The 23,922-nt window shown below is 68.8% G+C and carries 25 protein-coding genes and 1 riboswitch; of the genes, 10 read left to right on the top strand and 15 right to left on the bottom strand.

What is annotated here, in order from left to right:
- Window positions 1–197 precede the first annotated feature (197 nt).
- The 3 genes from ACZ5Z0_RS00315 (at window position 198) to ACZ5Z0_RS00305 (ending at window position 4,306) form a co-directional block, all read left to right on the top strand.
- Window positions 198–1,340, top strand: coding sequence for a cation:proton antiporter (locus ACZ5Z0_RS00315; RefSeq protein WP_464109389.1), 1,143 nt, complete (start codon window positions 198–200; stop codon window positions 1,338–1,340).
- Between the two features lie 347 nt (window positions 1,341–1,687).
- Window positions 1,688–2,509, top strand: a complete 822-nt coding sequence (locus ACZ5Z0_RS00310; protein WP_464110663.1) for an esterase/lipase family protein — start codon at window positions 1,688–1,690, stop codon at window positions 2,507–2,509.
- Window positions 2,510–2,611: 102 nt separating this feature from the next.
- A complete protein-coding gene (locus tag ACZ5Z0_RS00305; protein WP_464109388.1) occupies window positions 2,612–4,306 on the top strand; it encodes a SulP family inorganic anion transporter in 1,695 nt (564 codons plus the stop codon).
- Between the two features lie 22 nt (window positions 4,307–4,328).
- Here the strand turns inward: ACZ5Z0_RS00305 and ACZ5Z0_RS00300 are convergent, their stop codons facing one another.
- The 3 genes from ACZ5Z0_RS00300 to ACZ5Z0_RS00290 form a co-directional block, all read right to left on the bottom strand.
- Complete coding sequence (locus ACZ5Z0_RS00300) at window positions 4,329–4,541, bottom strand: YegP family protein (RefSeq protein WP_464109387.1); 213 nt, start codon at window positions 4,539–4,541, stop codon at window positions 4,329–4,331.
- 124 nt (window positions 4,542–4,665) lie between these two features.
- The gene (locus ACZ5Z0_RS00295) at window positions 4,666–6,375 is read right to left on the bottom strand and encodes a DUF5671 domain-containing protein (RefSeq protein ID WP_464109386.1); all 1,710 of its coding nucleotides are present in this window, start codon (window positions 6,373–6,375) and stop codon (window positions 4,666–4,668) included.
- Window positions 6,372–6,908 carry a hypothetical protein gene (locus tag ACZ5Z0_RS00290; protein ID WP_464109385.1) on the bottom strand — a complete coding sequence of 179 codons (537 nt, stop codon included), beginning with the start codon at window positions 6,906–6,908 and terminating at the stop codon, window positions 6,372–6,374. Before ACZ5Z0_RS00290 ends, ACZ5Z0_RS00295 begins: the two co-directional genes overlap by 4 nt.
- 110 nt (window positions 6,909–7,018) lie before the next feature.
- On the opposite strand from ACZ5Z0_RS00290, the gene ACZ5Z0_RS00285 reads away from it, so the two are divergent.
- Both ACZ5Z0_RS00285 and ACZ5Z0_RS00280 read left to right on the top strand, forming a co-directional pair.
- Entirely contained in the window at window positions 7,019–8,485 is a 1,467-nt protein-coding gene (locus tag ACZ5Z0_RS00285) for a DUF5129 domain-containing protein (protein WP_464109384.1), read from the top strand.
- A gap of 85 nt (window positions 8,486–8,570) precedes the next feature.
- Window positions 8,571–8,948 carry a cupin domain-containing protein gene (locus tag ACZ5Z0_RS00280; protein WP_464109383.1) on the top strand — a complete coding sequence of 126 codons (378 nt, stop codon included), beginning with the start codon at window positions 8,571–8,573 and terminating at the stop codon, window positions 8,946–8,948.
- 4 nt (window positions 8,949–8,952) lie between these two features.
- Here the strand turns inward: ACZ5Z0_RS00280 and ACZ5Z0_RS00275 are convergent, their stop codons facing one another.
- The 3 genes from ACZ5Z0_RS00275 to ACZ5Z0_RS00265 all read right to left on the bottom strand — a co-directional run bounded on the left by ACZ5Z0_RS00275 (window position 8,953) and on the right by ACZ5Z0_RS00265 (window position 11,661).
- The gene (locus tag ACZ5Z0_RS00275) at window positions 8,953–10,089 is read right to left on the bottom strand and encodes a serine hydrolase (RefSeq protein ID WP_464109382.1); all 1,137 of its coding nucleotides are present in this window, start codon (window positions 10,087–10,089) and stop codon (window positions 8,953–8,955) included.
- Between the two features lie 181 nt (window positions 10,090–10,270).
- Window positions 10,271–11,464, bottom strand: a complete 1,194-nt coding sequence (locus tag ACZ5Z0_RS00270; protein ID WP_464109381.1) for a type II toxin-antitoxin system HipA family toxin — start codon at window positions 11,462–11,464, stop codon at window positions 10,271–10,273.
- Window positions 11,464–11,661 carry a helix-turn-helix transcriptional regulator gene (locus ACZ5Z0_RS00265; RefSeq protein ID WP_464109380.1) on the bottom strand — a complete coding sequence of 66 codons (198 nt, stop codon included), beginning with the start codon at window positions 11,659–11,661 and terminating at the stop codon, window positions 11,464–11,466. The genes ACZ5Z0_RS00270 and ACZ5Z0_RS00265 overlap by 1 nt, the downstream gene beginning before the upstream one ends.
- A gap of 245 nt (window positions 11,662–11,906) precedes the next feature.
- Between ACZ5Z0_RS00265 and ACZ5Z0_RS00260 the strand changes: the two genes are divergently transcribed.
- The gene (locus ACZ5Z0_RS00260; RefSeq protein ID WP_464109379.1) at window positions 11,907–12,464 is read left to right on the top strand and encodes a dihydrofolate reductase family protein; all 558 of its coding nucleotides are present in this window, start codon (window positions 11,907–11,909) and stop codon (window positions 12,462–12,464) included.
- An 85-nt stretch (window positions 12,465–12,549) separates the two neighbouring features.
- On the opposite strand, the gene ACZ5Z0_RS00255 is transcribed toward ACZ5Z0_RS00260, so the two are convergent.
- Window positions 12,550–13,278: an NlpC/P60 family protein gene (locus ACZ5Z0_RS00255; RefSeq protein ID WP_464109378.1), complete on the bottom strand. Its 729-nt coding sequence runs from the start codon at window positions 13,276–13,278 to the stop codon at window positions 12,550–12,552.
- A gap of 4 nt (window positions 13,279–13,282) precedes the next feature.
- A riboswitch (cyclic di-AMP (ydaO/yuaA leader) is annotated at window positions 13,283–13,445 on the bottom strand.
- A gap of 203 nt (window positions 13,446–13,648) precedes the next feature.
- Here ACZ5Z0_RS00255 and ACZ5Z0_RS00250 point away from each other — a divergent pair.
- On the top strand, window positions 13,649–13,903 hold the full coding sequence (locus tag ACZ5Z0_RS00250; RefSeq protein WP_464109377.1) for a hypothetical protein: 255 nt from the start codon (window positions 13,649–13,651) through the stop codon (window positions 13,901–13,903).
- Window positions 13,904–14,169: 266 nt separating this feature from the next.
- On the opposite strand, the gene ACZ5Z0_RS00245 is transcribed toward ACZ5Z0_RS00250, so the two are convergent.
- The 5 genes from ACZ5Z0_RS00245 to ACZ5Z0_RS00225 all read right to left on the bottom strand — a co-directional run bounded on the left by ACZ5Z0_RS00245 (window position 14,170) and on the right by ACZ5Z0_RS00225 (window position 17,741).
- A complete protein-coding gene (locus ACZ5Z0_RS00245) occupies window positions 14,170–14,838 on the bottom strand; it encodes a DNA alkylation repair protein (RefSeq protein ID WP_464109376.1) in 669 nt (222 codons plus the stop codon).
- A 45-nt stretch (window positions 14,839–14,883) separates the two neighbouring features.
- The gene (locus tag ACZ5Z0_RS00240) at window positions 14,884–15,729 is read right to left on the bottom strand and encodes an anti-sigma factor (protein WP_464109375.1); all 846 of its coding nucleotides are present in this window, start codon (window positions 15,727–15,729) and stop codon (window positions 14,884–14,886) included.
- Entirely contained in the window at window positions 15,716–16,327 is a 612-nt protein-coding gene (locus tag ACZ5Z0_RS00235) for an RNA polymerase sigma factor (RefSeq protein WP_464109374.1), read from the bottom strand. The genes ACZ5Z0_RS00240 and ACZ5Z0_RS00235 overlap by 14 nt, the downstream gene beginning before the upstream one ends.
- 118 nt (window positions 16,328–16,445) lie before the next feature.
- Complete coding sequence (locus ACZ5Z0_RS00230) at window positions 16,446–17,147, bottom strand: DUF4397 domain-containing protein (protein ID WP_464109373.1); 702 nt, start codon at window positions 17,145–17,147, stop codon at window positions 16,446–16,448.
- 345 nt (window positions 17,148–17,492) lie between these two features.
- The gene (locus tag ACZ5Z0_RS00225) at window positions 17,493–17,741 is read right to left on the bottom strand and encodes a hypothetical protein (RefSeq protein ID WP_464109372.1); all 249 of its coding nucleotides are present in this window, start codon (window positions 17,739–17,741) and stop codon (window positions 17,493–17,495) included.
- Between the two features lie 94 nt (window positions 17,742–17,835).
- On the opposite strand from ACZ5Z0_RS00225, the gene ACZ5Z0_RS00220 reads away from it, so the two are divergent.
- The 3 genes from ACZ5Z0_RS00220 (at window position 17,836) to ACZ5Z0_RS00210 (ending at window position 21,623) form a co-directional block, all read left to right on the top strand.
- Window positions 17,836–18,462: a glycoside hydrolase family 16 protein gene (locus ACZ5Z0_RS00220; RefSeq protein WP_464109371.1), complete on the top strand. Its 627-nt coding sequence runs from the start codon at window positions 17,836–17,838 to the stop codon at window positions 18,460–18,462.
- A 115-nt stretch (window positions 18,463–18,577) separates the two neighbouring features.
- On the top strand, window positions 18,578–20,092 hold the full coding sequence (locus tag ACZ5Z0_RS00215) for a hypothetical protein (protein WP_464109370.1): 1,515 nt from the start codon (window positions 18,578–18,580) through the stop codon (window positions 20,090–20,092).
- A gap of 121 nt (window positions 20,093–20,213) precedes the next feature.
- Entirely contained in the window at window positions 20,214–21,623 is a 1,410-nt protein-coding gene (locus ACZ5Z0_RS00210; protein ID WP_464109369.1) for an MBL fold metallo-hydrolase, read from the top strand.
- A 370-nt stretch (window positions 21,624–21,993) separates the two neighbouring features.
- Here the strand turns inward: ACZ5Z0_RS00210 and ACZ5Z0_RS00205 are convergent, their stop codons facing one another.
- The 3 genes from ACZ5Z0_RS00205 to ACZ5Z0_RS00195 all read right to left on the bottom strand — a co-directional run bounded on the left by ACZ5Z0_RS00205 (window position 21,994) and on the right by ACZ5Z0_RS00195 (window position 23,872).
- Entirely contained in the window at window positions 21,994–22,377 is a 384-nt protein-coding gene (locus tag ACZ5Z0_RS00205) for a DUF7793 family protein (protein ID WP_464109368.1), read from the bottom strand.
- Window positions 22,378–22,502: 125 nt separating this feature from the next.
- Window positions 22,503–23,267 (bottom strand): sulfite exporter TauE/SafE family protein, encoded by a 765-nt coding sequence (locus ACZ5Z0_RS00200; RefSeq protein WP_464109367.1) that lies wholly within the window; start codon window positions 23,265–23,267, stop codon window positions 22,503–22,505.
- Complete coding sequence (locus ACZ5Z0_RS00195; RefSeq protein ID WP_464109366.1) at window positions 23,264–23,872, bottom strand: rhodanese-like domain-containing protein; 609 nt, start codon at window positions 23,870–23,872, stop codon at window positions 23,264–23,266. Before ACZ5Z0_RS00195 ends, ACZ5Z0_RS00200 begins: the two co-directional genes overlap by 4 nt.
- Between the last annotated feature and the right edge of the window lie 50 nt (window positions 23,873–23,922).

Below are 23,922 nucleotides of genomic sequence, written 5' to 3'. Positions count from 1 at the left end.
CCGGACGGTCCTGCCGACGGGGACTGTATCCGCGAACTCTGGGAATAAGCTGAAAGCGCGCAGGAGCAACCCGGCGCATCCCCCGCGCGTCAACAAAACTCAGGGCACGCCAGAAGGGGGATCGGGCCCGGGTGGGACTAGTCTCATTCCATGGCGAGAGACTATGGAACGATGGCGCGCGGCGCCGCCGGCGCGCGGTGACCTTTCTGTCCCTGGCGCTGATCGCCGTCGTCGCGCTGGCCGGCCCCCTGCTCGCGCTGCCGGTCCGCTGGAGCTTACCGGTGGTCCTCGGCGAATTGCTGGCCGGTGTCCTGATAGGACGCACGGGACTGGCGCTGGTGGACCCGGCGGACCCGACCTTCAGCCTGCTGGCCAACATCGGCTTCGCGCTAATGATGTTCGTGGCCGGAACGCACGTGCCGGTGAGGGATCCCGCGATCCGCTCGGCCCTGGGCCAGGGGGCACGCCGCGCCGTCCTGGCGGCCGCCGCGGCCGCTCTCCTCGGGACCGCCCTCGGCCTGGCCTTCGGCACCGGGCACGCACCGCTCTACGTGGTGCTGCTGGCCTCTTCCTCGGCCGCGCTGGTCCTGCCGATTGTCGACTCGCTCCGCCTCGGCGGACCGCAGGTGGTGGCCATGACGGCCCAGGTGGCGATCGCTGACATCGCCTGCATCCTCGCCCTGCCGCTGGCGGTAGACCCGCCCAATGCAGTCCGCACCGCCCTCGGGGCGCTCGCGGTGGGTATCTGCGCCGCCTCGCTCTTCTTCGCGCTGCGCTCGCTGGAGCGCAGCGGCACCCGCCAGCGCATGCATCGTCTGTCTGAGGACCGCAAGTTTGCCCTCGAACTCCGCATCCAGCTGGCGCTGCTGTTTGCCCTCGCCGGAGTGGCAAACTTCGGCGGCGTCTCGGTGATGCTGGCCGGCTTCTCCTTCGGCCTGGTGGTGGCGGCCGTCGGCGAACCACGACGCCTGGCACGGCAGCTCTTCGCCGTCAGCGACGGATTTCTCGGCCCGATCTTTTTTGTCTGGCTGGGCGCCTCCCTGAACCTGCGCGACCTGGCAGGCCATCCGGAGATGGCGGCGCTGGGTCTTTCGCTGGGTTTCGGTACCGTACTGCTGCACGCCGGCCTCAGGGCGTCCGGGCTGCCGCTGCCGCTGGGTGTGCTCTCCGCAGCCCAGCTGGGGATCCCTGTCGCGGCCGCCAGCATCGGGACGCAGCTCCATGTGCTGCAACCCGGAGAGGACGCCGCGTTGCTCCTGGGTGCGCTCGTCACCATCGCTGCAAGCTCGCTTGGCGGAGCACGTGCCGCCCGGTCCTTCGCCACGCCTCTCAAGGCCTGATGCCCGGCCTGATGCCCGGACACCCACCGGCGCTGGGGCCGGTACCGCCCCACGGGGCCAAAAATGAACATTCGTGCAGCAACCGACGCCGTATTACCCGCGAGTAGCCTTCCGGCGGAAGAAACCTCTGCACAAACGTGCAGAACTGTCTGCACGCGCGGGGCCCATTCCTACGCTGGAACGGTGGGCGTGAGCCGGATCACAGTGGGGACGGATCCCTAACTCACCTCCACTTCCCCCAACCCCTCGCCGATGAGGGGTCCAAGCGAAGAGGTATTTCAGTGTCCCACTCAAGCAAATCTGTCCGTACCAACCGCACCAGGGCCAAGGCCGCAGCACTGGGCGCAATGGCCCTGCTGTGCGGGTCCATGGCTGTCTCCCCCGCGGCCGGCGCCGACACCGTGGATGTCTCTCCTCCCGGTGCAAACGACTGGTCGTGCAAGCCCACGGCCCTGCACCCCATTCCGGTGATTCTCGTCCCCGGAACCTTCGAGAACATGGCGAAGAACTGGGCCACGATGGCGCCGGCCCTCAAGAGCGAGGGTTACTGCGTCTATGCCCTGAACTACGGGGCAACCAACGGCGTCGACGCCACCGGCCCGATCGCCGACTCCGCCGCGCAGCTGGCCCCGTTCGTCGATGCCGTGCTGGCCTCGACGGGTGCAAAGAAGGTCGACCTGGTGGGTCACAGCCAGGGCGGCATGATGCCGCGCTACTACATGGGATTCCTGAACGGCGCGAGGAAGGTCAACCAGCTGGTCGGCATCGCCCCGTCCAACCACGGCACCCAGGGGCTGATCACTCCCACGCCGGGTTCCGTGCCGCCGGCCACCTCTCTGGGCGGCTCCAATTGCCAGGCCTGCGTAGACCAGCAGGCGGGCTCACCGTTCCTGACCAAGCTCAATTCCATCGGGGATACGGTGGCCGGCCCGGCGTACACCGTCATCTCGACAACCCATGACGAGGTGGTGACGCCTTACCCGAGCCAGTTCCTGGCCGGCCCGGCCCGGAAGGTCACCAACATCACCATCCAGGACAAGTGCCCCGCAGATGTGATTGAACACGACCAGACGCCCAATGACCCCGTGGTCCAGCGTCTTGTTTCCAACGCGCTGGGCCGGCCCGCCGGTGAACCGGCGGACCCGGCGTACCAGCCCAGCTGCGTCTAAGCGCAACATTCGGGCACTCCCGGGTCGGCGGGGGCGGGCGGACGTAGAATCGAGCATGAATCTCGCCAGCCCGCCCCCCGCCCGGAACTGAGCCGCGCCGCCGTGCGCCGCCGTTGGCTCCGCAGTGCCCCGCCCGGCCTCAAGATCGTCCTAGATTACCGGCGGGCCTGGCTGAAGTCCGACCTTGCCGCGGGAGCCGCCCTGAGCGCTGCCCTGATCCCGGCAGGCATGGCCTACGCGGAAGCTGCCGGACTGCCCGCCGTCACGGGCCTCTACGCCTCGGTGATTCCGCTGCTGGCCTATGCCGTCTTCGGTCCCTCGCGGGTGCTGATCGTGGGGCCGGACTCCTCCTTGGTTCCGATGATCGCCGCCGCGGTCCTGCCCCTGGCGGCCGCGAAGTCCGCGCATGCCGTGGCCCTGGCGGGGGTGCTGTCCCTCCTGATCGGCCTGATGCTGATCATTGGCAGGTTGCTCAAGCTCGGGTTTGTCACCGGCCTGCTCTCCAAGCCGATCCGCGTGGGTTACCTCAACGGAATCGCCCTTGTGGTGATCGCCAGCCAGCTGCCCAAGCTCTTCGGCATCCCGGCCGCCGGTGGCTCCCTTGCGGAGAGCGTCGCCGCTACGGCCAGGCAATTGGCGCAGGGCGCGGCCCAACCGCTGGCATTGCTGTTCGGGGTCGGCACCATCGCGGTCATCCTGGGCTGCCGGGCGCTGCCCTGGCGGCTTCCCGGTGTGCTGCTCGCTGTGCTGGCATCCATGGCCGTCGCAGCGGCGGCCGGCCTCGGGTCCGCCGTGCCGGTGGTGGGTGAACTTCCGACGGGCCCGACCCCCACGGACCTGGGAAGCGTCCGCCCGGCGGAGGTGCTTGCGCTCCTCGGTCCGGCGGCCGGCATCGCCTTGATCGCCTTCGCCGACACTTCGGTGCTCTCCAAAAGCCTCGCCCGCCGCCGCGGCGACCACGTCAACGGGAACCAGGAAATGGGCGCCCTCGGCCTCGTGAACGCCGCCTGCGGGCTGTTTGGCGGATTTCCGGTCTCCGGAAGCGCCTCCCGAACCCCGATCGCGCTCGAGGCGGGGGCCCGGAGTCCGCTCAGCGGCGTGATTGCGGCTGCTCTCGTGGTGCTGTTTATGACCGCGGCGCCCGGGGTCACCGCGTTCCTTCCCTCCAGCACCCTGGCTGGCGTCGTGATCGTTGCTGCCGCCTCGGTCATCGACCTGAAGACGCTCGCGCGGCTGGTCAAAATGAGCCGGACCGAAGCCGCGCTCTTGCTCGCAACGTTCCTCGGCGTTGCCTTCGTGGGCGTGCTCGAAGGCGTTGTGGTCGCGATTGCCCTGTCCCTGATCGCGTTCGTCCTGCGCGCCTGGGATCCCTACCGGACGGAGCTGGCCAGCGTCGAGGACATACCGGGCTACCACGACCTCAACCGGCACCCGGAAGGCCAGCGTGTGCCGGGCCTGGTGATCGCACGCTTTGATGCTCCGTTGTTTTTCGCGAACGGCGCGGTGTTTGCCGAACACATCCGGACGCTCGTGGCGCGGGCCCCCGCCCCCGTGCGCTGGGTGGTGGTCGCGTCGGAGGCCATCACGGACCTCGACACCACCGCCCTGGACGATGTGGTTGAACTGGACGACGAACTCGCGCAGAAGGGCATCAGCCTGGTGTTCGCTGAGATGAAGGGTCCGATCAAGGACCGGCTGATCCGCTTCGGCGTGAGCAGCCGGTTCGGCCCGGACCACTTCTTCCCCACGGTGCATAACGCTGTGCGCAGCTACCGCAGGGAGTTCGGTCTGCCGTGATCCGGGCCGGTCGCTGCTGCCGCTAGCCGGTCACCCCGGTGATGCTGCCCGCGGGCTCTTCGGTGAGGTCGACGACGTCGGCCCCGGCGTTTTTCTTGACGGACTCCACGCCCCCGAGGGCGCTTGCCTTCGACTTATAGCTCTGCGAGGAGGCAACCACCTCGCCGTTGGCGGCCTTGAGACGGAACCTGAACCCACCGGACTTATCCTTGTAGACCTCGAATTTTCCAGCCACTTCGCACCCCTGACATCAACGTCGATGATCCGGCCGGACGGCCGATAATGCACAGGCTACTGCGGTACCCGCGGTCCGACCAGCGACCCGCCGGAGGACCCGCCAGGGCCGGCACGCGGCCGGCTCAGCCGCGCAGCGGAATGACGTCCACGCCGTCGTCGGGTCCGGTGATCACGAGCACCCTTTTGGCGCTGACCCCGGCCAGGGCCTCGGCCAGGCGGTCGGCGGACGGCCCGTGTGGCGCGCCCCCACCCGCGGCAGGCACCGGCTCGCCCCCTGCAGAAGTAGCCGCCAGCGCCGGCACGCCGACGTCGGCCCGGCTCCAGAGGGTGACCCCGGCCCCGGTCAGCTCTTCGACGGCGCGGCGAAGTGGCTCCGGGTCGGTGCCAGCCACCAGGATCACGTGCCCGATCGTGCGCTTCCGGCCGGCCCCCGCCGCCGCCTGCCGGGACCTGTCCTGCCGCCAGACAGCAAAGTGGTAGCCGGAGGCCAGGGCTGCCGCGACCAGCAGCCCAAGCGGCGCACGGATCCGGTCCACCAGGCTGCCACCCGTGACCTCGGCCAGGAAGAATTCGAAGAGCCGGTACCCGATGACGAGCAGGGCCACCAGGGCAACCGCGGCGCTGAGTCCGAACACGGCGACGAGGTAGACACGCCGCCCCATCGTCACCGCGTCGGCCTGCCGGTGCCACCGCGCCGGTTTCCATGCCAGCCACCAGACGCAGCCGCCCACGGCGAGGGAACTGATCCCGCCCAGCAGCAGGGTCCGGGCATTGCCGCCGGCCAGCGGTGACACCGCGATGGACAGTGCCGCGTTCAGGATCACGCCGACGCCGGTGGCTGCCGCCGCCAGGGCCACGCCCGAAGTCACCAGCACCCCCGCCTGCCGGGTCCGTTCCGCCCGGCCGGCGGCCGCGGCGCGGTAATACCGCCAGACCAGGGAGCCGACGGCGGCCGCGGCGATCGCCGGCCCCAGGGGGGCGAGCAGCTCCAGCAGGGAACCTTGCCGGTCAAATACCAGGCGTAGCAACACAAAGAGCACGGTGCCGGCGCCGCCCAGCGCCAGTAGCCCGGCCGCCAGCACGCCGACGACGATCACCCCCACGTCGGCGAACCCGCCCCGCAGCCGGCGCGCGCCGCCCCGGACCCAGTGCCACCACCAGACCAGCGCTCCCCCGGCCGCCCAGATCAGGTCCTGGAGGGTGGATTGCCACCACGGGTCGGCGGTCGAGGTGAGGTCCATGGACCCGCGGATTGCGACGTCCAACAGGCGGCCGAGGGCCGTCACCGCCGCTTCGACGCCCAGGCCCAGCCCGAAGTAGGTACCGATCACGGCGGGCACGGTCGCGAGCACGAGCGCGCCCCGGGCAGGATGCCGCCACATCCAGCGGTGCCACCACCAGACCAGGGCCCAGACCAGCCCGACGGACAGCGGCGAGCGCCAGTCCGGATTGTCCGCGCCGAGGAAGGAGGCAGCCATCGCCAGCAGTGACGTCACAAACAGCACCAGGGAAATCGTGTAAAGGGCCGCCACGTAGAGGCCCCACGACGGCGCGGACCGCTCCCCGTCCTCGGGCAGCCGGCGCCAGACGAGCCACCAGAGCAGGGCGGCCAGCGGACCGCCGATCAGGGTGAACGCCAGCGATAACGCCAGCCCCTCAACGCCCTGTCCGGCCAGCACCTGCCCGGAGCGCAACAGCCGCTCCAGCAGCCCGCTGAGCCCGTTGGCTGCGATTACCACGAGGGCGAACAGCAACACGAAGACCACCAGGCGGCGCACCTTCGCCTGGGCCCACCCTGTCACGGGGGCGCCGTGATCCCGAGTGTCGCTCATTTTTTCAGCACCCCGCCCGCGCAGGTCTGGAGGCTGTAGGGCAGTTCGTTGATCCTCCATGCGCCCGCCACTTTGACCAGCCCAATGACGCCTTCCTCGGCGTACTCCGAGGGGCCGAAGGGACCATCCGGGGCAGAGTGCACAATCGAGACCTTCACCGTCGCGGTTTCGCCCCGCTCGGTGGCGGTGATCAGGACAACCCGGCTTGCCTGGGCGTTGCCATAGTAGGTGGCGCACCGGGACCGGGCGTTGTCCGTGAGGTAGGCGTCCGCTGCAGCGGAATCGGCGTCGATGACGGCCTTGCTGTAGCGCTGCACGACTCCCGCCGGGGACGATTCGTCCAGCGGCTGCGGTTCTCCGCGAAGAAACACCACGGCCAGCGCCACCACCACCAGGACCGCGATCGCCGCCACAATGCCCAACAGGACCTTGTCGGGCCGGCGGTCTCCGGGAGCCGGCTCCGGGTCCGGAACCTTCGCTACGTCGTCGTATGCCGCTGCCGGCGGTCCGGGGTCAGGCGGCGGTTGGCTCATGCCGTCAGTATGGATGGCCGTCACAGCACCGTCATGGTGTCTTTAGGCCCTTTCAGTGATGGCGCGGGTCGGCGACGCTGGCAGCAAACACTACGCTCATACGGGGAACCATGCGGAAAATCTTCGGCCCGAAACTCTCGGGCTACCTGCTGCTGCTCGTCGGACTGACGGGCATCATGCTGGGCGCCGCGCCGGCCGCGCTCGCGGTGCCGCCCGCCGACGTCGTGGTGGCGGACCGGGCGGGGGTCCTCGACAGCAACAATCTGCTGCCGGCCCTGCGAAAGATCGATTTCTACCAACCCACCAAGGTGGCCGTGTACACCTACAACGGCAGCGCCGCGGACAACCTCAACGAGGAGGTGCTGCGCTTCGCCCGTGCTGAGCACCCGGACTGGATCAGCCCGGACGGGCAGAAGTGGGCCGACGGTCTCTTCATCTTCGCGCTGGATCCGGTGGGCCGGCACGTCGGAACCTACATGGGCGAGGACCGGAAGGTGTCCCTCGAGCAGCGCGATGACATCCAGAACGCCTCCAAGGACCTGTTGCGCGATGCGCAGTGGACGGAGGGAACCGTTGCCGGCATCCGCCGCGGCGCAGAGCTGATCAACCAACCCTGGTACCGCTCCACCGCCTTCCTCGTCACGGCCTGGAGCACCGCCGGGGCTGTGGTGGCCGGCGCAGGCACGTGGCTGCTGGTGCGCTGGCGGACAAGGGTGGGCAGCCGCCGGGAGATAGCCCGCGGGGACGCGAACTACGCCAACGTGAGCATGGACCTGCAGGTCACCGAGCTCAACGCCGGGACCATCCCGGAGTCCTCGCGCTACGGCAGCACGGTGCTGGAAAAACACCGCACCTTCCTGAGCCGGTACGCCGCCGCCACCGGGCTTTCCAACCAGGTTCACGCGCTGACGCGGCGCCAGCTAAGCCGCCGGGCGAGCCTGTCGCTGGCCCGGCAGTATGCGGATGCAGCGGCCGAACTCGATGCCTTGGACGACGTCATTTCCGACACGAATGCCCTGCTGAACCGCGGGTCCAGCTGGGCGACGGCCTGGGACCGGCAGCTCGCCCCCTTCCGCAACGACCTGGCCGGCATCGAAGGCCTGCTGGCGAAGAGCCATGGCGAGGGCGGTTCGGCGACAGCCGCCGCGCTTCGTTCATTCCGGGACCGCAGCCAGCGTGATATCGAACGTTGGACGGCAGAGCTGTCCGACGGCAGCATCAGCCCGGAGACCGCGCTGGACCGGCTGCGCGACGCCCGGACCGAACTCTCGGAGCTGCTGCGGAGCCATGCGGAGACGGTGATCGCCGGCTACGCCCGCAACGACCGCGAGGCCAGGCTGATGCGCAAGGAAATGGAGCAGGCCCAGGCCGGGACCGGCAAGAAGCAGCGGCCCCGCTACGAGCCCAGCATCCTGGGCACTGTCTACCCGTCCTACTACTTCTTCTCGGTCCCCACGTTCAACGCCGGCCTCAGCACCGGCGTCTCAAGCGTCAGCACGGCCCGCGGCGGCACCACCACGGGATACGGCGGCAGCGGCGGCAGCTTCTCCGGCTCCGGAAGTTCGTCCACTTTCTAGGAAATTCTTATCGACAACGGCCGGACAAGCGAGGATTCTTGGCCCCGTAAGCAGTTCATTTCCTTGATCGAAAAGAGGGAGTGCAATGTCCGCAAACGTTGTTACCCAGCTGCAAGTGAAGTCCCACAATTCCCCCGATGAGAAGCGCCGGCCGGACAAGAGCGAGATCGATATCGTGTCCGTTGGCGACTACACCATCGGCCGGTTCAGTTTCGAGCCGGGGTGGCGCTGGTCCGAATGCATCAAGCCCGTGGTGCACACGGATTCCTGCCAGAACAGCCACGTCGGTTTTTGTGTCTCCGGCAAACTGACCGTCGAAACGACCGACGGCGGCCGGATCGACATCGGCGCCGGCGATTCCTACACCATTCCGCCGGGCCACGACGCCTGGGTGGAAGGCGGGGACCCGTTTGTCGGGGTGGAATTCCTAAGCGCGGCCTCGTTCGCCAAGGGCGCGGAATAGCGGTTCAGCCCGGAAAAAGCGCGGCCGCAACTGCCCGAGTCAGCTGATGGATGAGCCGGGTGGGAGTCGTCATGTCTGGGGTTTCCTCGCCCAGCGTGTACACCACGAACGCGTAGGCGCGGCCGTCCCGGACAAGGATGCTGGCGTCGTGCAGGTTGCCGTACAGCAGGCCGTACTTGTGGAAGACGACGACGTCGGGCGGCAGCGCCGCCGGGATCAGCGTTTCCATGTTCGTGTCCTGCATGTAGGAGAGCAACTGGGCTGTGTTCCGCGGGCTGAGCAGTTGCCCGGAATAGAGCAATGCCAGCGTCCGGGCCATCTCAGCCGGCGTTAGCGTGTTATAGCTGCGGTCATAGTCGATGCCGATCGATGCCGCGTAGTCCGTCAGGCGCTGGGCTCCGATAGCTTCGAGGATCAGGGCCCACGAATCGTTGTCGCTTTGCTGAATCATCTGGCGGATCTGCTCCTCCGCGGTGCTCGCGCCCAGCGGCTCGGTCAGCGACATCTCGCCCGCTTCGGTGAGCCGGTAATACGCGGCTGCGGCCAGCACTTTGCCGGTGCTGGCCGCGGTGAACTTGCTCCGCACGCCGTACTCATGCACATCGCCGGCCATCACATCGATCAACGCCACCCCCAGATCGCAGTCTCCATTGGCCCCGATGATGCTGTTCAACTCTGCGTCGAGTTCGGGCCCGATAGACGGCGCCCCCGGAACGGCGGCGGCCGCCCTCAGCTGCCCACCCTGGTACCCGGGGCTGTCCGCCGGTACAGGCCGCGCGGCGGCCGCGGACGACGGCGGTGCGGAAGCGTCTGCCGGCAGGGCCGGTTCGAGCGTCGAAGTTGGCGGCGCCGTGCCGGCTGCCGATGCGGGCGGCTGCACGGCGACCGTCGTCGGCGCCGCCGGCGACGTCGAAGCCGGAGCCGGAGCCGGAGCCATCGCAGCCGCCGTGCCCCCCGGCGGCGGGCCGGCGAATGCCGCGGTGGACGGGACGGCCGCCTGTCCCACGGTGTAGACGGTGGTGGCCAGCACCAGCGAGAGGATGGCGCCGATTCCGGACAGGGTCTCAACGCTGGGCCGCGCGGGACGCCCCCGCCATGGATGCCGGATCCTGTGCCGGCCTAAGCCGCCCTGCCGCGCCACACCCACAAGCCATCATCCCCGGCCGGTCGAGTCGACTCGCGGCCCGGTGCCAACGGGCGTGGATACAGGCATGCAATTCCTCCAGTCACAGGCATTTGAAAAACCGAGGGCCTTCAAAGTCCCTGAATTCTGCCCTCTGGAGGACGCCGCAGCAAGGGCCGCACCTTGAGAAATCCTTGGCTCAGGAACCAAGCTCCTGACGCCTGAACCGCAACTCGCGCTGCGCGCCGCGCAGCGGGGAGCCGCCAAAGGGCAGTTCCTCCAGGCGGATGGCCCCAGCGGCCGAGAGCGCGGTGCGGTTGGCCCCCGCCGCGGCACGCTGCGGCAGCCCCAGCGTGTCCGCGAACTCCGCCCAGTGCCTGGCCTTCAGATTCTTGGTTTTGCCCGCTACGGGCAGCGCCAGGGTCTCGTCCCCGTATAACAAGGTGCACGAAACGTCGTACACGGGGGCCATGACGAAGCCGCCGGGACCGCCCAAGACCGCCAGGTTCTTCGCGTGGAGGTCGCCGTTCCCGGTCAGCCACGCGAACAGGAACTGTAGGTACAAATTGCGGCTGGCAACCAGAGGCGCCTTGCAGATCCCGGACAGGGCGGCAGCCACCTGCTCGGAGCTCACGCCGTACTTGGAGGCCGGGGGAAGGCCCAGGACCTGCGTGCCGTCCTCCAGCGGCAGCCGGTGCCATACGCCGTCGGCCGTCCTGACGCGGTCGAACCGTTCGACGAGAAGCCCGGGCAGGCCATTCCGGTCCGCGATGACGGAGCTTTTCGCCACGGGGATCTTCAGCGCCTTCGCGCCGGCCAGATGGGCTGCCTCGTTTTCCACCAGATGGGGATGTTCCGGCGGATCCAACTTCAGCAGGTAGCGGTGCCCGCGCAGGGCCAGCGGCGTCGTCAGCATGGAGGCGCTCGTCTTGCGCTGCACGCCGGGGATGCCGTGCAGGTCGACGGTGTTGGCGAGGAAGGAGAAATCCAGTTCCCCAGGCCGTGAGGTGTCGGCCAGCGCCGCCGGCTCGGCCGGAGGTTCGCCTGCGGGCACCACCTGAATGTCGCCGGGCACGTCGGACCCGACGGCGAGCAGCAGGGTCAACTCGTCGTCGAAACTGGTCTTGGTGGCGTTCTTCAGCACCGTGAGCCGGTGGCCCTCAGGAAGCAGACCGGCAAAGAAGGCGGGCAGCGCGCCGCCAGCGGCTTCCACCGCTGCCTCGGACAGCGGCAGCGACACCGCGACAGACGGGTGCCCGGCAGCGAGGTAGTCGGCGCGGTAGGAAAAACGCACCCCGCCTTGGCCGGTCCGGGCCAGTTGCCCGGCGAGCAGGCCGTTCTTGTAGACGTCGGCGGACCGGACGAAGCGAAGATCCTGCAGTTCGGCGGGCATCAGGCCACCGCGAGCTTCAGGCCCAGCACATTCGCCACGGCCACTACGGCCTGCAGCGAGGGATTGCCGGTCCCGGTCTCGATGGCGCGAACGGTGCGCTCGGACGTGCCGGCCAGGTGTGCCAGGTCCTCCTGCGTCAGCCCGGCCTCCTTGCGGTTCCGGCGGATCCCCTCCGCAATCGCTGCCACATCGCCCACTGCACTCCCCCTCCAGACGGGTCCGCCGTCTGTATCCGGCATCATATTGCCGGTTGGGCGGAACGCTCCCTCTATCCTGCCGGAATAGGTACGTTTCGGCAAGATACTGCCGAAACCGCCGACTTCGTTCACCGCAGTCGCGCCGGCACACCAAACCGGCTGCATGTTGCCGATTTGGCCTGCGGGCACTCCCCCTTCCCGCCGAACCGTTCCACCACCGGGCATTCCGCGCGTAGGCTCGGCCCATGCGGAAGATCATCCTTGCCCTGCAGGTCTCTCTGGACGGGTATATGGAAGGCCCCAACCGGGAAATCGACTGGCACCTGGTGGACGACGAACTCCACGGCCACTTCAACGACGAGCTCCGCACCATGGGTGCCTTCCTCGACGGCCGCATCACCTATGAGCTGATGGCCGGCTACTGGCCGACGGCGGACCGGGACCCCTCCAGCACGCCAGCGGAGGCCGAGTTCGCGGGGATCTGGCGGGAGATGCCCAAGATCGTCTACTCCAAAACCCTGGAGCGCGCCGACTGGAACACCACGGTGGCGCGCGAGGTCGTCGTCGAGGAGGTGCTGGAACTAAAGGCGCAGCCCGGCGGCGACCTGGCCCTGGGCGGCGCCCAACTGGCAGACAGCTTCCGCCGGCTCGGACTCATCGACGAGTACTGGATCTACATCCATCCGGTGCTGCTGGGCCGCGGCACACCGCTCTTTAAGCCCTCGGACAGCCGGACCGCGCTCACGCTCGCCGAAACGAGGACTTTCGGCAACGGTGTGGTCCGGCTGCGCTACACCCGCTGAGCCGCACCGGACACGCGAAGGCCAGTGGCCGGCTGTCGTGGGGACAACCGGCCACCGGCCTTCGGGAGCAGTGCTTGCGCGGTGACTACGCCCCGGCGCGGACGAAGGTCACGCCGCCGGTGGCCGTGAGCCAGGACAGCGGGTGCGAGATCGTCTGGTTGGATCCGTTCATGCCGCCGCTGATCGCCTGGCCGTTGCCGGCGTAGATGGCGACATGGCCGGACTGGACGATCATGTCGCCGGGCTGCGGGTCGGCCACAACCTTGCCGTAGTTCATGAACTGCTGGGGACCCAGGTCACCGACCGGGATCCCGGCAGCACCAAGGGCCTTCTCGACCATGGCAGTGCAGTCCTGGGTGATGCCGATCTGGCTGTAGGCGGCAGAGAGCATCGCAGCGTTGATTCCGCCGGCCGCCGGGGCCGGGGCAACGGCTGCCTGGACGGTGATCTTCGGCGCGGCCGGCGCTTGAGCGACGGCGGGCGCGGCCGGCGCAGCGACGGGCTTGGGCTGCTCGATCACCGGCGCCGGCGTGGTTGCCACCGCCGGACGGTCGAAGCTGATCTTCACGGCGGAATCAGCAGCAACCGGTGCCGAGACCTTGCTCGCGACGTCGACGGAGGATGCGGGGGCGGAGTCGCGTTCTGCGGACGCGGCCGCCGCGTTGGCAGCCATGCCGCTCGTCAGGACGAGGCCGGAGGCGGCCATAATAACTGCGGCCTGGCGGCCCACAGTGCCTGGCTTAATCGAAAATGCCGAGGTCCGTCCGGCAGGGGCGTCGGAACGATGGCGCGCAGCAGTAGTGCTTGAAGTCATGTTTGTAGCCTCTCCCAATGCCTGCGAGGTGAGCTGTCGGATTCGGATGGGAGGCACCCGGCCGCGGACCCGCCAGAGCGGGCTGTGCGGCTTCACCCCAAGACCTGCCGGAACGGCAAGTCGAAAGTGGTTTCCCCGTCTCTGCCAGAAGGTTGCATTCGGATCCCGGGCCGCGGCAGAGTTAGGCAATCGGCTCGGAAGCGCCCGTATCGGAAACAAACAGGCACCCATCCACGGTAACGGTACCCGGCGGTAATGTCACATTCAGGTAACGACGGGGTGTCCAGGCAGGGAATTTTGCCTAGGGTGCCGGCAGCCGCAACGCATAGGATGAGGTCAGCCAGCATTACCTCAAACGGAGGGCCCCGCTATGAACAGGCACTGTGTCGCCATCTGCCAGCTAAGCGATCAGCCGCAGGAAGACTTCGACGTTAACACGGAGCTACTGGTTCTCGAGGGCGGGGAAATCCACGTGGCGACGTGGGACGCCGAACCTCGCGACGGCGGATTCGACGTCCACGTGCTGAACGACCGGGTGGATGCCCTCGGTTTTATGGTGGTGACCGACTGGCAGTTCCTCGATGGCAAGGCGTACGCCGTGGTGGAGCGCCGGACGGAGCCTTAGGGAAGCCTGCCGAGGACCTGGTTGACCACGTCCGCGCCCTCCCGGGCCGCGGCGTCGAAGTTGAGCGTGTCCGCAGCGGTGCCGTTGACGCTCTGCCGGTAAATGACACGCCGGCCCGTACCTGCCGGCCGGGGACACTTCCGTTGAGCCTGCGGCCGCAGTGCTGCTGCCCGTTGATGGGACGCCGACGGTGGCCGGGCCCGTCCCCTGTCCGCCCGCGCACGCGCACGCGGCCAGTACGAGGGTTGCCGCCGGGGCCCGCTTGGCTAGAACCGCAGCCCCGGGCGATCCTTGCCCACATCCGCGAGCACCCGGTGCACCGCTTCCCGGACCAGGTCGCCATCGCCGTCATGGTTCCCGCCGCTGGGATCCGCCGCAGTGCCGGGACCGTGGGCCCGTGTTCCCTTGGCTTGCCGCACAAAGCCCTCCCAGTCGCCGCTGCCGGCCCGGAGTCCGCGCAGTGGCGCCAGCAGGGCTGCGCGGCGCAGCCAAGGGTCCGGGTCCTGCAGCCACCGTTCCATGACGGCCTCCGCCCGGCTCCGGCTGAGGCCGTCAAGGCCGGCGATGAGAGGCCCGACGACGTCGACGGCCAGCGGATCTGCCAGCTCGCGAAGGCGCGCGGTGCGCAGGAAGCCCTCGATCCGGGTCAGGTCCGAGTTGTCCAATTCCGCGAGGCGGGACTGCAGCAGGACGACGGCGGCGAGGCGGCGCTCGAAGACGGGCACCGCCCACAATTCCGAGCTCAGCGCCGTGATCCCGTCGCGGCCGAGGCGCCGGTAACGTCGGAGCGCGTCCCTGACCGTGCCCCGGACGGCACCGACTGACGCACCGTAGGACCCGAGGTCCGGACCGAAGCGGGACTGCGCCTCCTCGGCCCGCTGCCAGGAACTCTCCCGCTGCAGCGCCGCGTCAATGAAGTCACCGGCCTCGCTCATGGCTCCATTCTTCCGCAGGCGTCGGCCGGGACCGTGCACCCGGGTTCAGCCTTGCGCGGTGAACTTTCCCCGCGCGATGCTCTCGGCGGAATGGGCCGGATTCCCGTCGTAGGGCTCATTGGAGATATCCAACACCGGATAGTCGGCCAGGTTCAGTCCCCCCGGCAGGACGAAGGACCGGGTCCCCTGGCCCAGGACCCCAAGGCTGACCATTTTGGACAGGTCGGCGGATCCCACCCAGACCTCGCGGAAGCCCGTCAGTTTCTCCTCCGGAAGGCTGATAACCAGCTGCCGCGTTCCGTCAGGGAACTTCTCCACAAGTGCGCTGCCGCTGGCCGAGTGTCCTGCCAGCGGAGCCAGTGCCGCTTCGGCCAGAAGGACCGCCGTGGGCTTCGGCGAGGTCGGTGCTGCCACCGGCGGCTGGGTGGGGCCGAAAATCGTCAGCGCCGTCCACGCTCCGGCGGCCCCCAGCAGGACCCCCGCGGCGGCGCCGAGGAGCCACGGTCCCCGATGCGGGAAGCTACCGCCACCTTGGCGGCCGCCTCGTTCCCGCCCGACGGTCGGCCGGGACCCGGGGTCCGCCAGGATGTCGCCGCCAGGGGCGGCCGGGTCCGCGGGTCCGGCGCCCTCGGCCGCAGGACCTCCGAGTGGGTCCTCGGCCAGTGCGGGTGAGAGCCCAAGCGCTGTGTGGATCGCGGCCCAGGTGTGGCTGCCGGGCGGTTCCAGTTGCACCTGCTCCGGAGTGACGGTGGCGACATACACGGTATGGAGCAGGCCCTCGAGCGTTGTGCAGCACCCGCTGCAGCTCTCCAGGTGGAGCGTTTCCTCCGCGTCGGCGGGCCGTTCGCCCAGCGCCAGCAGTGCAAGGAGTTCGTCGTCAAGATGATCCATGTTCCACCTCCAGCCGGGACCGCAGCCGGGCGAGGCTGCGGCGGATATGGCTCTTGACCGTGCCGAGCGGAAGGTCGAGCCTGGAGGAGATCTGGTCGTGCGTCAGATCCTCGTAGAACGCCAGCCGCATGATCGCCGCCTGCGGGTTCCCCAGGCGGTCAAGTTCGTCGTCAAGGGTCAGCCGGTCCGCGAGCGCCTCGGCGTGCGGCCGGTCGGCGCCGGCAGCGGGGTCAGCGACCAGGTGCAGGGCGGCGCGCTCAACGTCCCGCCGTCGGGAGCGGGCGGACAAAGCATCGGCAATGGCGTTCCGGGTGATCCCTATCAGCCAGGCGGGCAGCCGTGCGGAGTCCGGGCGATAACTGGTTCGCGATTTCCAGGCACGGATGAAGACCTCCTGGGTGACGTCGTCGGCGGCACCGTGCTCGCGCAGCGCCCTCAGCGCCAGCGTATGGACCAGGGGCCCAAGCATGCGGTAGGCGTCCGCAAGCGCCCGTTCCTCACCCGCGGCGAAGGCATGGTCAATGTCAACATCCCATTCACGATCGGCAGCCTCCAAAGGGTGCTCCTTAGAGCGGCAGTGAGCCCTGTGGAACGCCATTATTCCCCCGCGCCGCCCGCTCTGCAATGGCTGCGACGCCGGACAGACGGCTGGCGGGGCCGCGGTCACCGCGGTCCCGCCACCCGATTGGCGCCCAGTCAGCACCATGCCGGAACCCTTAGTCGTCGTGCTTTGACGACTTCACCACTTGTACGGCAAGGCCAAGGTTGTGGTCGGCCAGGCTGCCCCAGGCGTAAACGATTGTGTTCTTGCCCTCGCTGACCTTCACGTCCGCCGGGCCAATCAATGGGTCCGTGCTTCCCTCCGCTGCAACGGCGGCTGAGATGGTGCCCGCCTTAAGCGTGAGCTTCTTCTCGTGCGGGTTCTCGAGGCCCCTGATCACGGCTTTGCCACCGGCAAGGACGTCGACGGCGGGTGCTGCGGCTACGTGCCGGACCGTGAGTTTGCCCTTGCCATCGGGGCTGGCCGAGGTGTCATTCTTGAAGAGGGTGGCCGTGGGCTTTCCGTCCTCCGTCAAATGCGCAACGCCTGTGTAGTCCCGGCCTTCTTTCAAGTCAACTTCAACGGGTCCGATCACCGGGTTGTCGGCACTCGTGGCATCCGCGCCCGTGATGGCGATCTTGTGGTCTCCAGCGCGGATGTCCAGCGGACCAGCCAGGCTTCCCGGCGTGAAGTTGTCCAGCGTCAGTTTTCCATCCACCCAGACGTCCACGATAAGTCCCGGGACGCCGTGGAGCACCGAGAGCTTTGCTGTGTCGTGGTCATGGTGATTTCCGCTTGCCTGCGCAGGGGCCGCAAGGGCAAGTCCGGCCAGCAGGGTCAGTGCGCCGACAGCTGCTGAGAGAGATTTCGTGTGCATGTGGAGCTCCTCATTGAGGCCCGAATGCGGGCGTTTTCGCTTACACCCTTACTACCGCCCGCGCCCCTGCCCCGGATGCAGTTTGCGGCACTTTATTTCCGGCCCGGCCGCGCCGCGGTGACGGACGGCGTTTTGCGAACAAAGGTTACGATCGAGTAACGTTGGCGGCTGGCCCAAGGGCCAGGCCCGAATGCAGGGCCCCGGATGCCCGCTTTTGCGGGGCACCGCCGCGCCGGTTGGCGCCTGCTCGCCCTGTCCGCCAGGCGGGGATGAAAGACGTTGCAAGACTTTCGCCATCGGGTCGATCGCGCCGATCGCTTGCGCCAATTCAATATCCCGGAGGGGTCACTTGTTCAAGAAAATTGCCATCACCGTTACCCTCGGTGCCTTATCGCTAACCGGATGCAGTGCCGCGTCCACAGCCGGTCCCACCGGGCCGAGCACGGCTGCCAGCCCGACGTCGTCCTCCCGGGCCGCCGCCCCGGCGTCGACGCCGGCCACGTCTTCCGCGCCCGCTCCCGCCGCGACCACCACCGCGTCAGCGCCGGCGACACCGCCCGCAGCCGCACCTCCCGCCCCCAGCACTCCGCCCACAGCTCCGGCGGCAGCACCCGCGGCGCCGGCGGCGCCCGCGGTACCCCCGGCTCCGGCGGCTCCCGCCGGCGACGGAGCCCAGGCCGCCGCCGCCTTGGGCTGGGGTCCAGTACTGGCCGGCGACGAGTTCTCCTACACGGGCGCTCCGGACGCCACAAAATGGGGCGTCTTCAACGGCGCCGGCCATGCAGGCAAGGGCGTCCGCAGCCCTCAGGCGTGGTCGGTGGCCAATGGTGTCGCCACAGTCACCGGCGATGCGGCAGGAACCACCGGCGGGATGTCGGCAAAATTCGGCCAGCAGAAGTACGGCCGCTGGGAAACCCGCATGAGGACCAACGCCCGCGACCCCGAATACCACCCGGTGCTGCTGTTGTGGCCGAACAACAACACCTCGCCCAACTGTGCCGAGGTGGATTACGCCGAAGGCACCTCCAACACGGCCGCCATGAAGTTCTTCCTGCACTACGCCTGCAGCGGCGGGGACTTCCAGGCGACGGCGGCCACGCCAATCGACACGACGCAGTGGCACAACTACGCGGTGGAGTGGACTCCGGCCGGCATCACCGGCTACATCGACGGCGTGCAGACGTTCACCGATAAGAACCCGGCGCACCAGCCCACGGTCGGAATGCACCAGACGATGCAGCTGGACTGGTTCCCCGACGGCACTGCCACCAGCCCGTCGCAGATGCAGGTCGACTGGGTCCGCGTCTACCAGTAGGACTCGAGCGGCCCGGCAGCGCTCCTAGCGGGCAGGGGTCCAAATCCTCTGGTGCCGCGGAAGCACGGGGCGGAGGCTGGGCGCAGCACATCTTTCGACGGCAGGGAGTCCAGTCGTGCGCCCAGGTGCTGCAGCAAACCAAAACCCCAGAAGTTCCTCGCCGAGGCAACGCTGGTCACTGGCGTGCGCCGCTGCCGTGCTGGCGCTGGCCGGCTGCACGCCGGGATCGCCGTCCCCTCCTGCCAGCAGCGCCCCTGCCGCGTCCGGCGCTTCGACCGGCGCGTCGGCGTCGGCGACTGAGAAAGTCCTGTCGGACGAGGAGCTGATGGCCCTCGTGGACCGGGCGATCAACGGCGCCCAACAGGGCACCGGGAGGGTCTCGAAGACCGCGGACCTGAGGTCGCGCCTGCAGGGGCGGCCGGAACCCGCGGACCGGGCCGCCGTCGAGCCCGGCGTATGCGGAGTCTTCCGGCCGCGGAGCGCGCCGACAAGCCGCGCCGACCTCGGCATGAATTTCGCGGCAGGCGTCCTAACCCTCACCGGTGCCTGGTCACGCGAGACCGTGGCCTTCGTCCTGGCCAGGAGCGCGCCACGGGACGCCGTGGTCGCCGCGGATTTCGCTTACGCCGAAGAACAAGCCGTAGCCTGCGCGGCCTTCCGACAACTCTCGCCCGACGCGCCGCCGACCACGGTCCGGCTGCAGAGCGTGCCGGAACTGGGGGAACGGGCCTACGCCACGGTTTCAAGCCCCCAGTCAGCCCCGGGGACTCCCCCGGCCGCACCCACCGTTTCCCTGCAGGTCCTCAAGGGAACGGTGTCGTTCGGGCTGAGCCGGCAGGCACCGCCCAGCGCCTCCGCCGACGAACTCACGTCCGCCCTGACGCCCCTGGTCCAATTGGCCCGAAAACTGGTCGCGGAGTATGCCGCGGACTCCCCCGCGGCTTCCCCGCCGCCGGCCAGCCCGACGGCCGGCGCGCCATCGAGCCCGACGCCCAGCCCGCCGTCGGCGTCACGGACACCAGGCCCCACAGCATCCCGGCCGGCACCCCAACATCAGACTCCCGAGCAACTGGCGCGGCTGCTGCAAGGCATTACCGGACCCAGCGGAAGCCCGGCCCAGGTGCTGGAGGGCCGCTACGCTCCCACCTCGCCGGCAGCCCCACCCGGCCCTTCAGCACAGAGCTGCACGTATGACGACGCAGCATACCTCGCCTCACTCGGCGGAGCCGCGACCCTGGTGGCCGAGATCCCCGGCACGGGCCAGGCACCGGACCAGATCAGCCTGCGGCTCATCAGCCTGCCCGCACTGCCTCCGGACGCATCTGCCTTTGACCGCCGGGCTGCAGACCTCGGCAGTTGCACCTCGGTTCAGGAAAGGGTGCCGGGAGGCGCCCCCCGGACGTGGTCGCCCCTCAAGCACCTCACCGTCGATACCAGCGGGCAAACGGGATACGCCGTGGTGTACATGCTGCCCGACGGGACCGGCATCCGGCACGTTTTGGTCGGCGCCCGCAAAGGAAACCTGTGCGTCGAAAGCGAAACCAAGACACTTTCCGACAGCGCCGTCCAGCAGGCCGCGGACGGTCTCGCGGCCACCATCAACAAGGTGATGGCCAAGGTGGGCGGCTAGGCCCCGCGTTCCCGCCGACGCCAGCCGCAAGCGGCTTGCGTGATACCCCCGGGGGTATTATTGTTGAAGTCAGAAGAGGAAGGAATCCCTTCCCCGTCTACCTCAAGAAGGAGCACCCTGAATGCTTATCGAGCGCATCTATGACGAAGACCTCGCCCAGGCCAGCTATTTCATCGGCTGCCAGGCCAAGGGTGAAGCGCTGGTCGTTGATCCCCGGCGCGACATCGCCGTCTACGAGAACCTCGCCGCCGCCAATGGCATGAAGATCGTGGCCGTCACCGAGACCCACATCCACGCCGATTTCCTCTCCGGGACCCGTGAACTGGCCGCCGCTACCGGCGCGACCGCCTACGTCTCCGGCGAGGGCGGAACGGACTGGCAGTACGGTTTCGACGCCGAGCGCCTGAACGACAGCGACGTCATCACGCTGGGCAACATCACGGTCAAAGCCCTGCACACCCCCGGCCACACCCCGGAGCACCTGTCCTTCCTGATCACCGACGGCGCGTTCGCCGACCAGCCCGGCTACCTGCTCTCGGGCGACTTCGTGTTCTCCGGCGACCTGGGCCGCCCGGACCTGCTCGACGAGGCCGCCGGCGGCGTCGACACCCGCTTCCTCGGCGCGAAGCAGCTCTTCGCCAGCCTGCGGGACAAGTTCCTGACCCTGCCGGACCACGTCCAGGTCCACCCGGGCCACGGCGCCGGCAGCGCCTGCGGCAAGGCCCTGGGCGCGATCCCGTCCTCCACCGTCGGCTACGAACGGCTCTACGCCTGGTGGGGCCCGTACCTCGCGGCCAACGACGAGCAGGGCTTCATCGACGAACTCCTCGACGGCCAGCCCGACGCGCACGCCTACTTCGCCCGGATGAAGCGTGAAAACCGCGAAGGCCCGGCCGTCATGGGCAAGCGCACCCCGCTGGCCGAACTCGCCACCGTCGACGTCGCCGCCGGCCTGGCCGAGGACACCCTGACCTTCGTGGACACCCGGCCCAACGGCCAGGTCCACGAAGGCACCGTCGCCGGGTCGCTGAACATCCCGGCCGGCAAGTCCACCGCCAGCTTCGGCGCCTGGGTCGTGAACCCCGAAACCGACAAGAACCCGCTCGTCCTCCTGGCCCCCAGCCAGGCTGACGCGCAGGAAATGTGGGACCACCTGGTCCGCGTCGGCATCGACAACGTCGCCGGCTACCTCACGAGCATCGAGGGCCTTCCCGCCAGCACCCCGAAGCTGATCCAGCCCGAGGAACTCGAGGGCTTCGACGCCGCCATGGTCCTGGACGTCCGGAACCGCACCGAACACGCCGCCGGGCACATCCCGGGCTCGTACCAGCTCAGCGGCGGCCGCGTGATGTGGCACCTGGACGAACTCCCGGCCGAAGGCACCATCGTGTCCTACTGCCAGAGCGGCGTCCGGAACTCCGTCGCGGCCAGCGCCCTGCGCCGCGCCGGCTACGACGTCGTCGAACTCGACGGCAGCTACGCCGGATGGGCCGCATGGCAGCAGACCCGGGAAACCATCCCGGCCAGCTAACCCGGCCCATAAGCACGGCCGAACAACGCCAAGACCATCGGCGGGCCCCTACGAGGGGTGCCGCCGATGGTCTTTGTCGTGCCCAGGCCAATGCGCGATCCGGCCTGCGGCTTGGCGGGGCGCGCTATCCGGAACCTTTGATGATCACGGCCACGGCCGGCGCGGCGATCCCGGGCGGACGACGCGGACGCCTCGGACGCTTTCCTCACGGTCATGAGTCATCCGGCGTACCCCCTGAGCGTATCCGTCGCCGCCCACCATGCCACACCGAGACGCGAAACCCCTGTATCTCGACGGGGCCCCACGCTCCCGCCGATGGCTCCGCGGATGCAAAAAGGCACCGGAGGAATCCATCCACCGACGTTCGGCCTCAGTGGGCGTCGCTGGCGGGGTCTGCCGCGAGGCTGTCCAGCCACGCCAGGGCTTCGGCCTCGGAGGTGAAGTAGGCGTGCGGGCAGTGGTCGTGGCGGCTGAGGGCCGCCCCCATCACGGTGTCCACCACGCTGGAGCCGAGCATCGCCACAGCCGAGGCGGGCTGGGCGTGGGCGAAGGCGGCCCGGGCGGCGTTGCTCAGGGTCACCCCGGAGATCTCCAGCAGCAGCGGACGGGCCGTCCCGCCCAGGCCGCGCATCGCCTCGATGGAGGCAAGGGCGTCGTCGGCGCCGACCTGTGACTCCGGTGCCCAGAAGAGGTGGAAGTACGGCCCGCGAAGTCCCAGCCGGCCCTTCCCGTCTGCAATCAGAATCTCGTTCATTTACACCTCCTGGGCTCAACCTACCCCGCGCGTGTGCCGATCCATGCAGGGGCACGAAAAAGCGCCGGAAGACGGTGTCTTCCGGCGCTTTCACGGCGCCAGTGCCGGCGCTGCTGGCGGAGTTGCTAGGAGAGCAGGGCCTGCACGCTCACGTAGGCCGCGACGGCCAGGACCAGGACGCCGAAACTGCGTTTGAGCACCTTGTCCGGGATGTTGGTTCCGAGCCGGCCGGCGACCAGGGACGCGGCCATGGCTGCGCCCGCGAACGCGGCCGTGACGGCCCAGTCGATCTGCAGGTCCCCGAGGTGTGCCGCGAAACCGGCGATCGAGTTGATCACGATGATCACCAGCGAGGTGCCGACAGTCACCGCCATCGGCAGGCCCAGGACCAGGGTCAGGGCCGGGACGATCAGGAAGCCGCCGCCGACGCCGAGCAGCCCGGTCAGGAACCCGACGACGGCGCCGGTCGCAATTGCCTTGGGCAGGCAGCTGCGCCAGTGGACGCCGCCGCCCGGCAGCGCACAGGACCCACCGGACGTTTTGGACGGCAGCATCATCCGGATCCCGGCGAAGACCATGATGGCGGCAAAAGCCAGCAGCAGCACCTTCGGATCGAGCAACCGGTTCACGTAGGCGCCGAGGTAGGCGGTTGCGGTGCCGGCGGCGCCGATGATCAGCGCCAGCCGCCAGTTCACCCCGCCCCGCAGCCTTGGCAGCACCGCGACGGCGGAGGACGCGCCGACGACAACCAGCGACGTCGGGATCGCCGCGGCCAGCGGCAATCCCACGCCGTAGACGAGCGCGGGGACGGCGAGAATTGACCCGCCGCCTCCAACCAGGCCAAGGAGGCCGCCAACGATCAGTCCGAACGCCGCCGCGGTGAGAATCATGCCTTGGCGCCCAGGTTCTTCAGGGCCTGGTGCGCGGTGGGCTCGTTCGCGGAACGGTTCCACGGCATCTTGGAGAGCATCTGGCCCATGGCGCAGCTGTTGGTCGCCGCGGAGAAGGTCAGGCCCGCGCCGATGCCCCCGGCCAGCAGGCCGAGCTTCGGCGAGAGGAACTTGCTGCCCACGACGCCGGCCAGGACCAGCGAACCCGCGGTCATCCGGACCTGGCGCTCCAGCGCCCAGGTGTTGCGGCCCTTCACGACGTTGCCGCCTGCCGCGGCGTAGGCGGGCACCCCGCCGGCGAGCACGCTCGCGCTGCCCAGGCCCACGGCATCCAGATGCTTGCGGGCCTGCTCGGCCCGGTTCCCGGACTGGCAGACCAGGACCACGCGGGTGCCCATCTTGGCGGCGAATTCTTCCGTGTGCTCGCTCAGCATCGGCAGCGGGACATGGTAGGAGCCCTTGATGTGCATGGAATCAAACTCGGCACCGCTGCGTACGTCGATCACCATCAGGTCATCGTGGTTGTCCTCCCAGGCCTTGAGCGTGGCGGCGTCAATGGACTGGGGAGCGGACTCGGTGGTAGAGGTCTTGTTTGAGGAAGTCATAATCTCTTTCGGTATAGCGTGGGCAGTTCTGGCGGCAGCCAGCGGATGCG

Source organism: Arthrobacter sp. T2-23 (assembly GCF_055398325.1).
Note: the sequence above shows the minus strand (reverse complement) of the source record. Positions and strands in the feature narration are given on the sequence as shown.

What these genes read in the sequence shown, in the direction of transcription:
- ACZ5Z0_RS00200 (WP_464109367.1), bottom strand. Translation starts at nt 23,267, where the DNA reads ATGATTCTCACCGCGGCGGCGTTCGGACTGATCGTTGGCGGCCTCCTT.
- ACZ5Z0_RS00310 (WP_464110663.1), top strand. Translation starts at nt 1,688, where the DNA reads ATGGCCCTGCTGTGCGGGTCCATGGCTGTCTCCCCCGCGGCCGGCGCC.
- ACZ5Z0_RS00250 (WP_464109377.1), top strand. Translation starts at nt 13,649, where the DNA reads ATGAACAGGCACTGTGTCGCCATCTGCCAGCTAAGCGATCAGCCGCAG.
- ACZ5Z0_RS00260 (WP_464109379.1), top strand. Translation starts at nt 11,907, where the DNA reads ATGCGGAAGATCATCCTTGCCCTGCAGGTCTCTCTGGACGGGTATATG.
- ACZ5Z0_RS00210 (WP_464109369.1), top strand. Translation starts at nt 20,214, where the DNA reads ATGCTTATCGAGCGCATCTATGACGAAGACCTCGCCCAGGCCAGCTAT.
- ACZ5Z0_RS00280 (WP_464109383.1), top strand. Translation starts at nt 8,571, where the DNA reads ATGTCCGCAAACGTTGTTACCCAGCTGCAAGTGAAGTCCCACAATTCC.
- ACZ5Z0_RS00290 (WP_464109385.1), bottom strand. Translation starts at nt 6,908, where the DNA reads ATGAGCCAACCGCCGCCTGACCCCGGACCGCCGGCAGCGGCATACGAC.
- ACZ5Z0_RS00295 (WP_464109386.1), bottom strand. Translation starts at nt 6,375, where the DNA reads ATGAGCGACACTCGGGATCACGGCGCCCCCGTGACAGGGTGGGCCCAG.
- ACZ5Z0_RS00205 (WP_464109368.1), bottom strand. Translation starts at nt 22,377, where the DNA reads ATGAACGAGATTCTGATTGCAGACGGGAAGGGCCGGCTGGGACTTCGC.
- ACZ5Z0_RS00270 (WP_464109381.1), bottom strand. Translation starts at nt 11,464, where the DNA reads ATGCCCGCCGAACTGCAGGATCTTCGCTTCGTCCGGTCCGCCGACGTC.
- ACZ5Z0_RS00235 (WP_464109374.1), bottom strand. Translation starts at nt 16,327, where the DNA reads ATGGCGTTCCACAGGGCTCACTGCCGCTCTAAGGAGCACCCTTTGGAG.
- ACZ5Z0_RS00285 (WP_464109384.1), top strand. Translation starts at nt 7,019, where the DNA reads ATGCGGAAAATCTTCGGCCCGAAACTCTCGGGCTACCTGCTGCTGCTC.
- ACZ5Z0_RS00240 (WP_464109375.1), bottom strand. Translation starts at nt 15,729, where the DNA reads ATGGATCATCTTGACGACGAACTCCTTGCACTGCTGGCGCTGGGCGAA.
- ACZ5Z0_RS00195 (WP_464109366.1), bottom strand. Translation starts at nt 23,872, where the DNA reads ATGACTTCCTCAAACAAGACCTCTACCACCGAGTCCGCTCCCCAGTCC.
- ACZ5Z0_RS00230 (WP_464109373.1), bottom strand. Translation starts at nt 17,147, where the DNA reads ATGCACACGAAATCTCTCTCAGCAGCTGTCGGCGCACTGACCCTGCTG.
- ACZ5Z0_RS00255 (WP_464109378.1), bottom strand. Translation starts at nt 13,278, where the DNA reads ATGACTTCAAGCACTACTGCTGCGCGCCATCGTTCCGACGCCCCTGCC.
- ACZ5Z0_RS00245 (WP_464109376.1), bottom strand. Translation starts at nt 14,838, where the DNA reads ATGAGCGAGGCCGGTGACTTCATTGACGCGGCGCTGCAGCGGGAGAGT.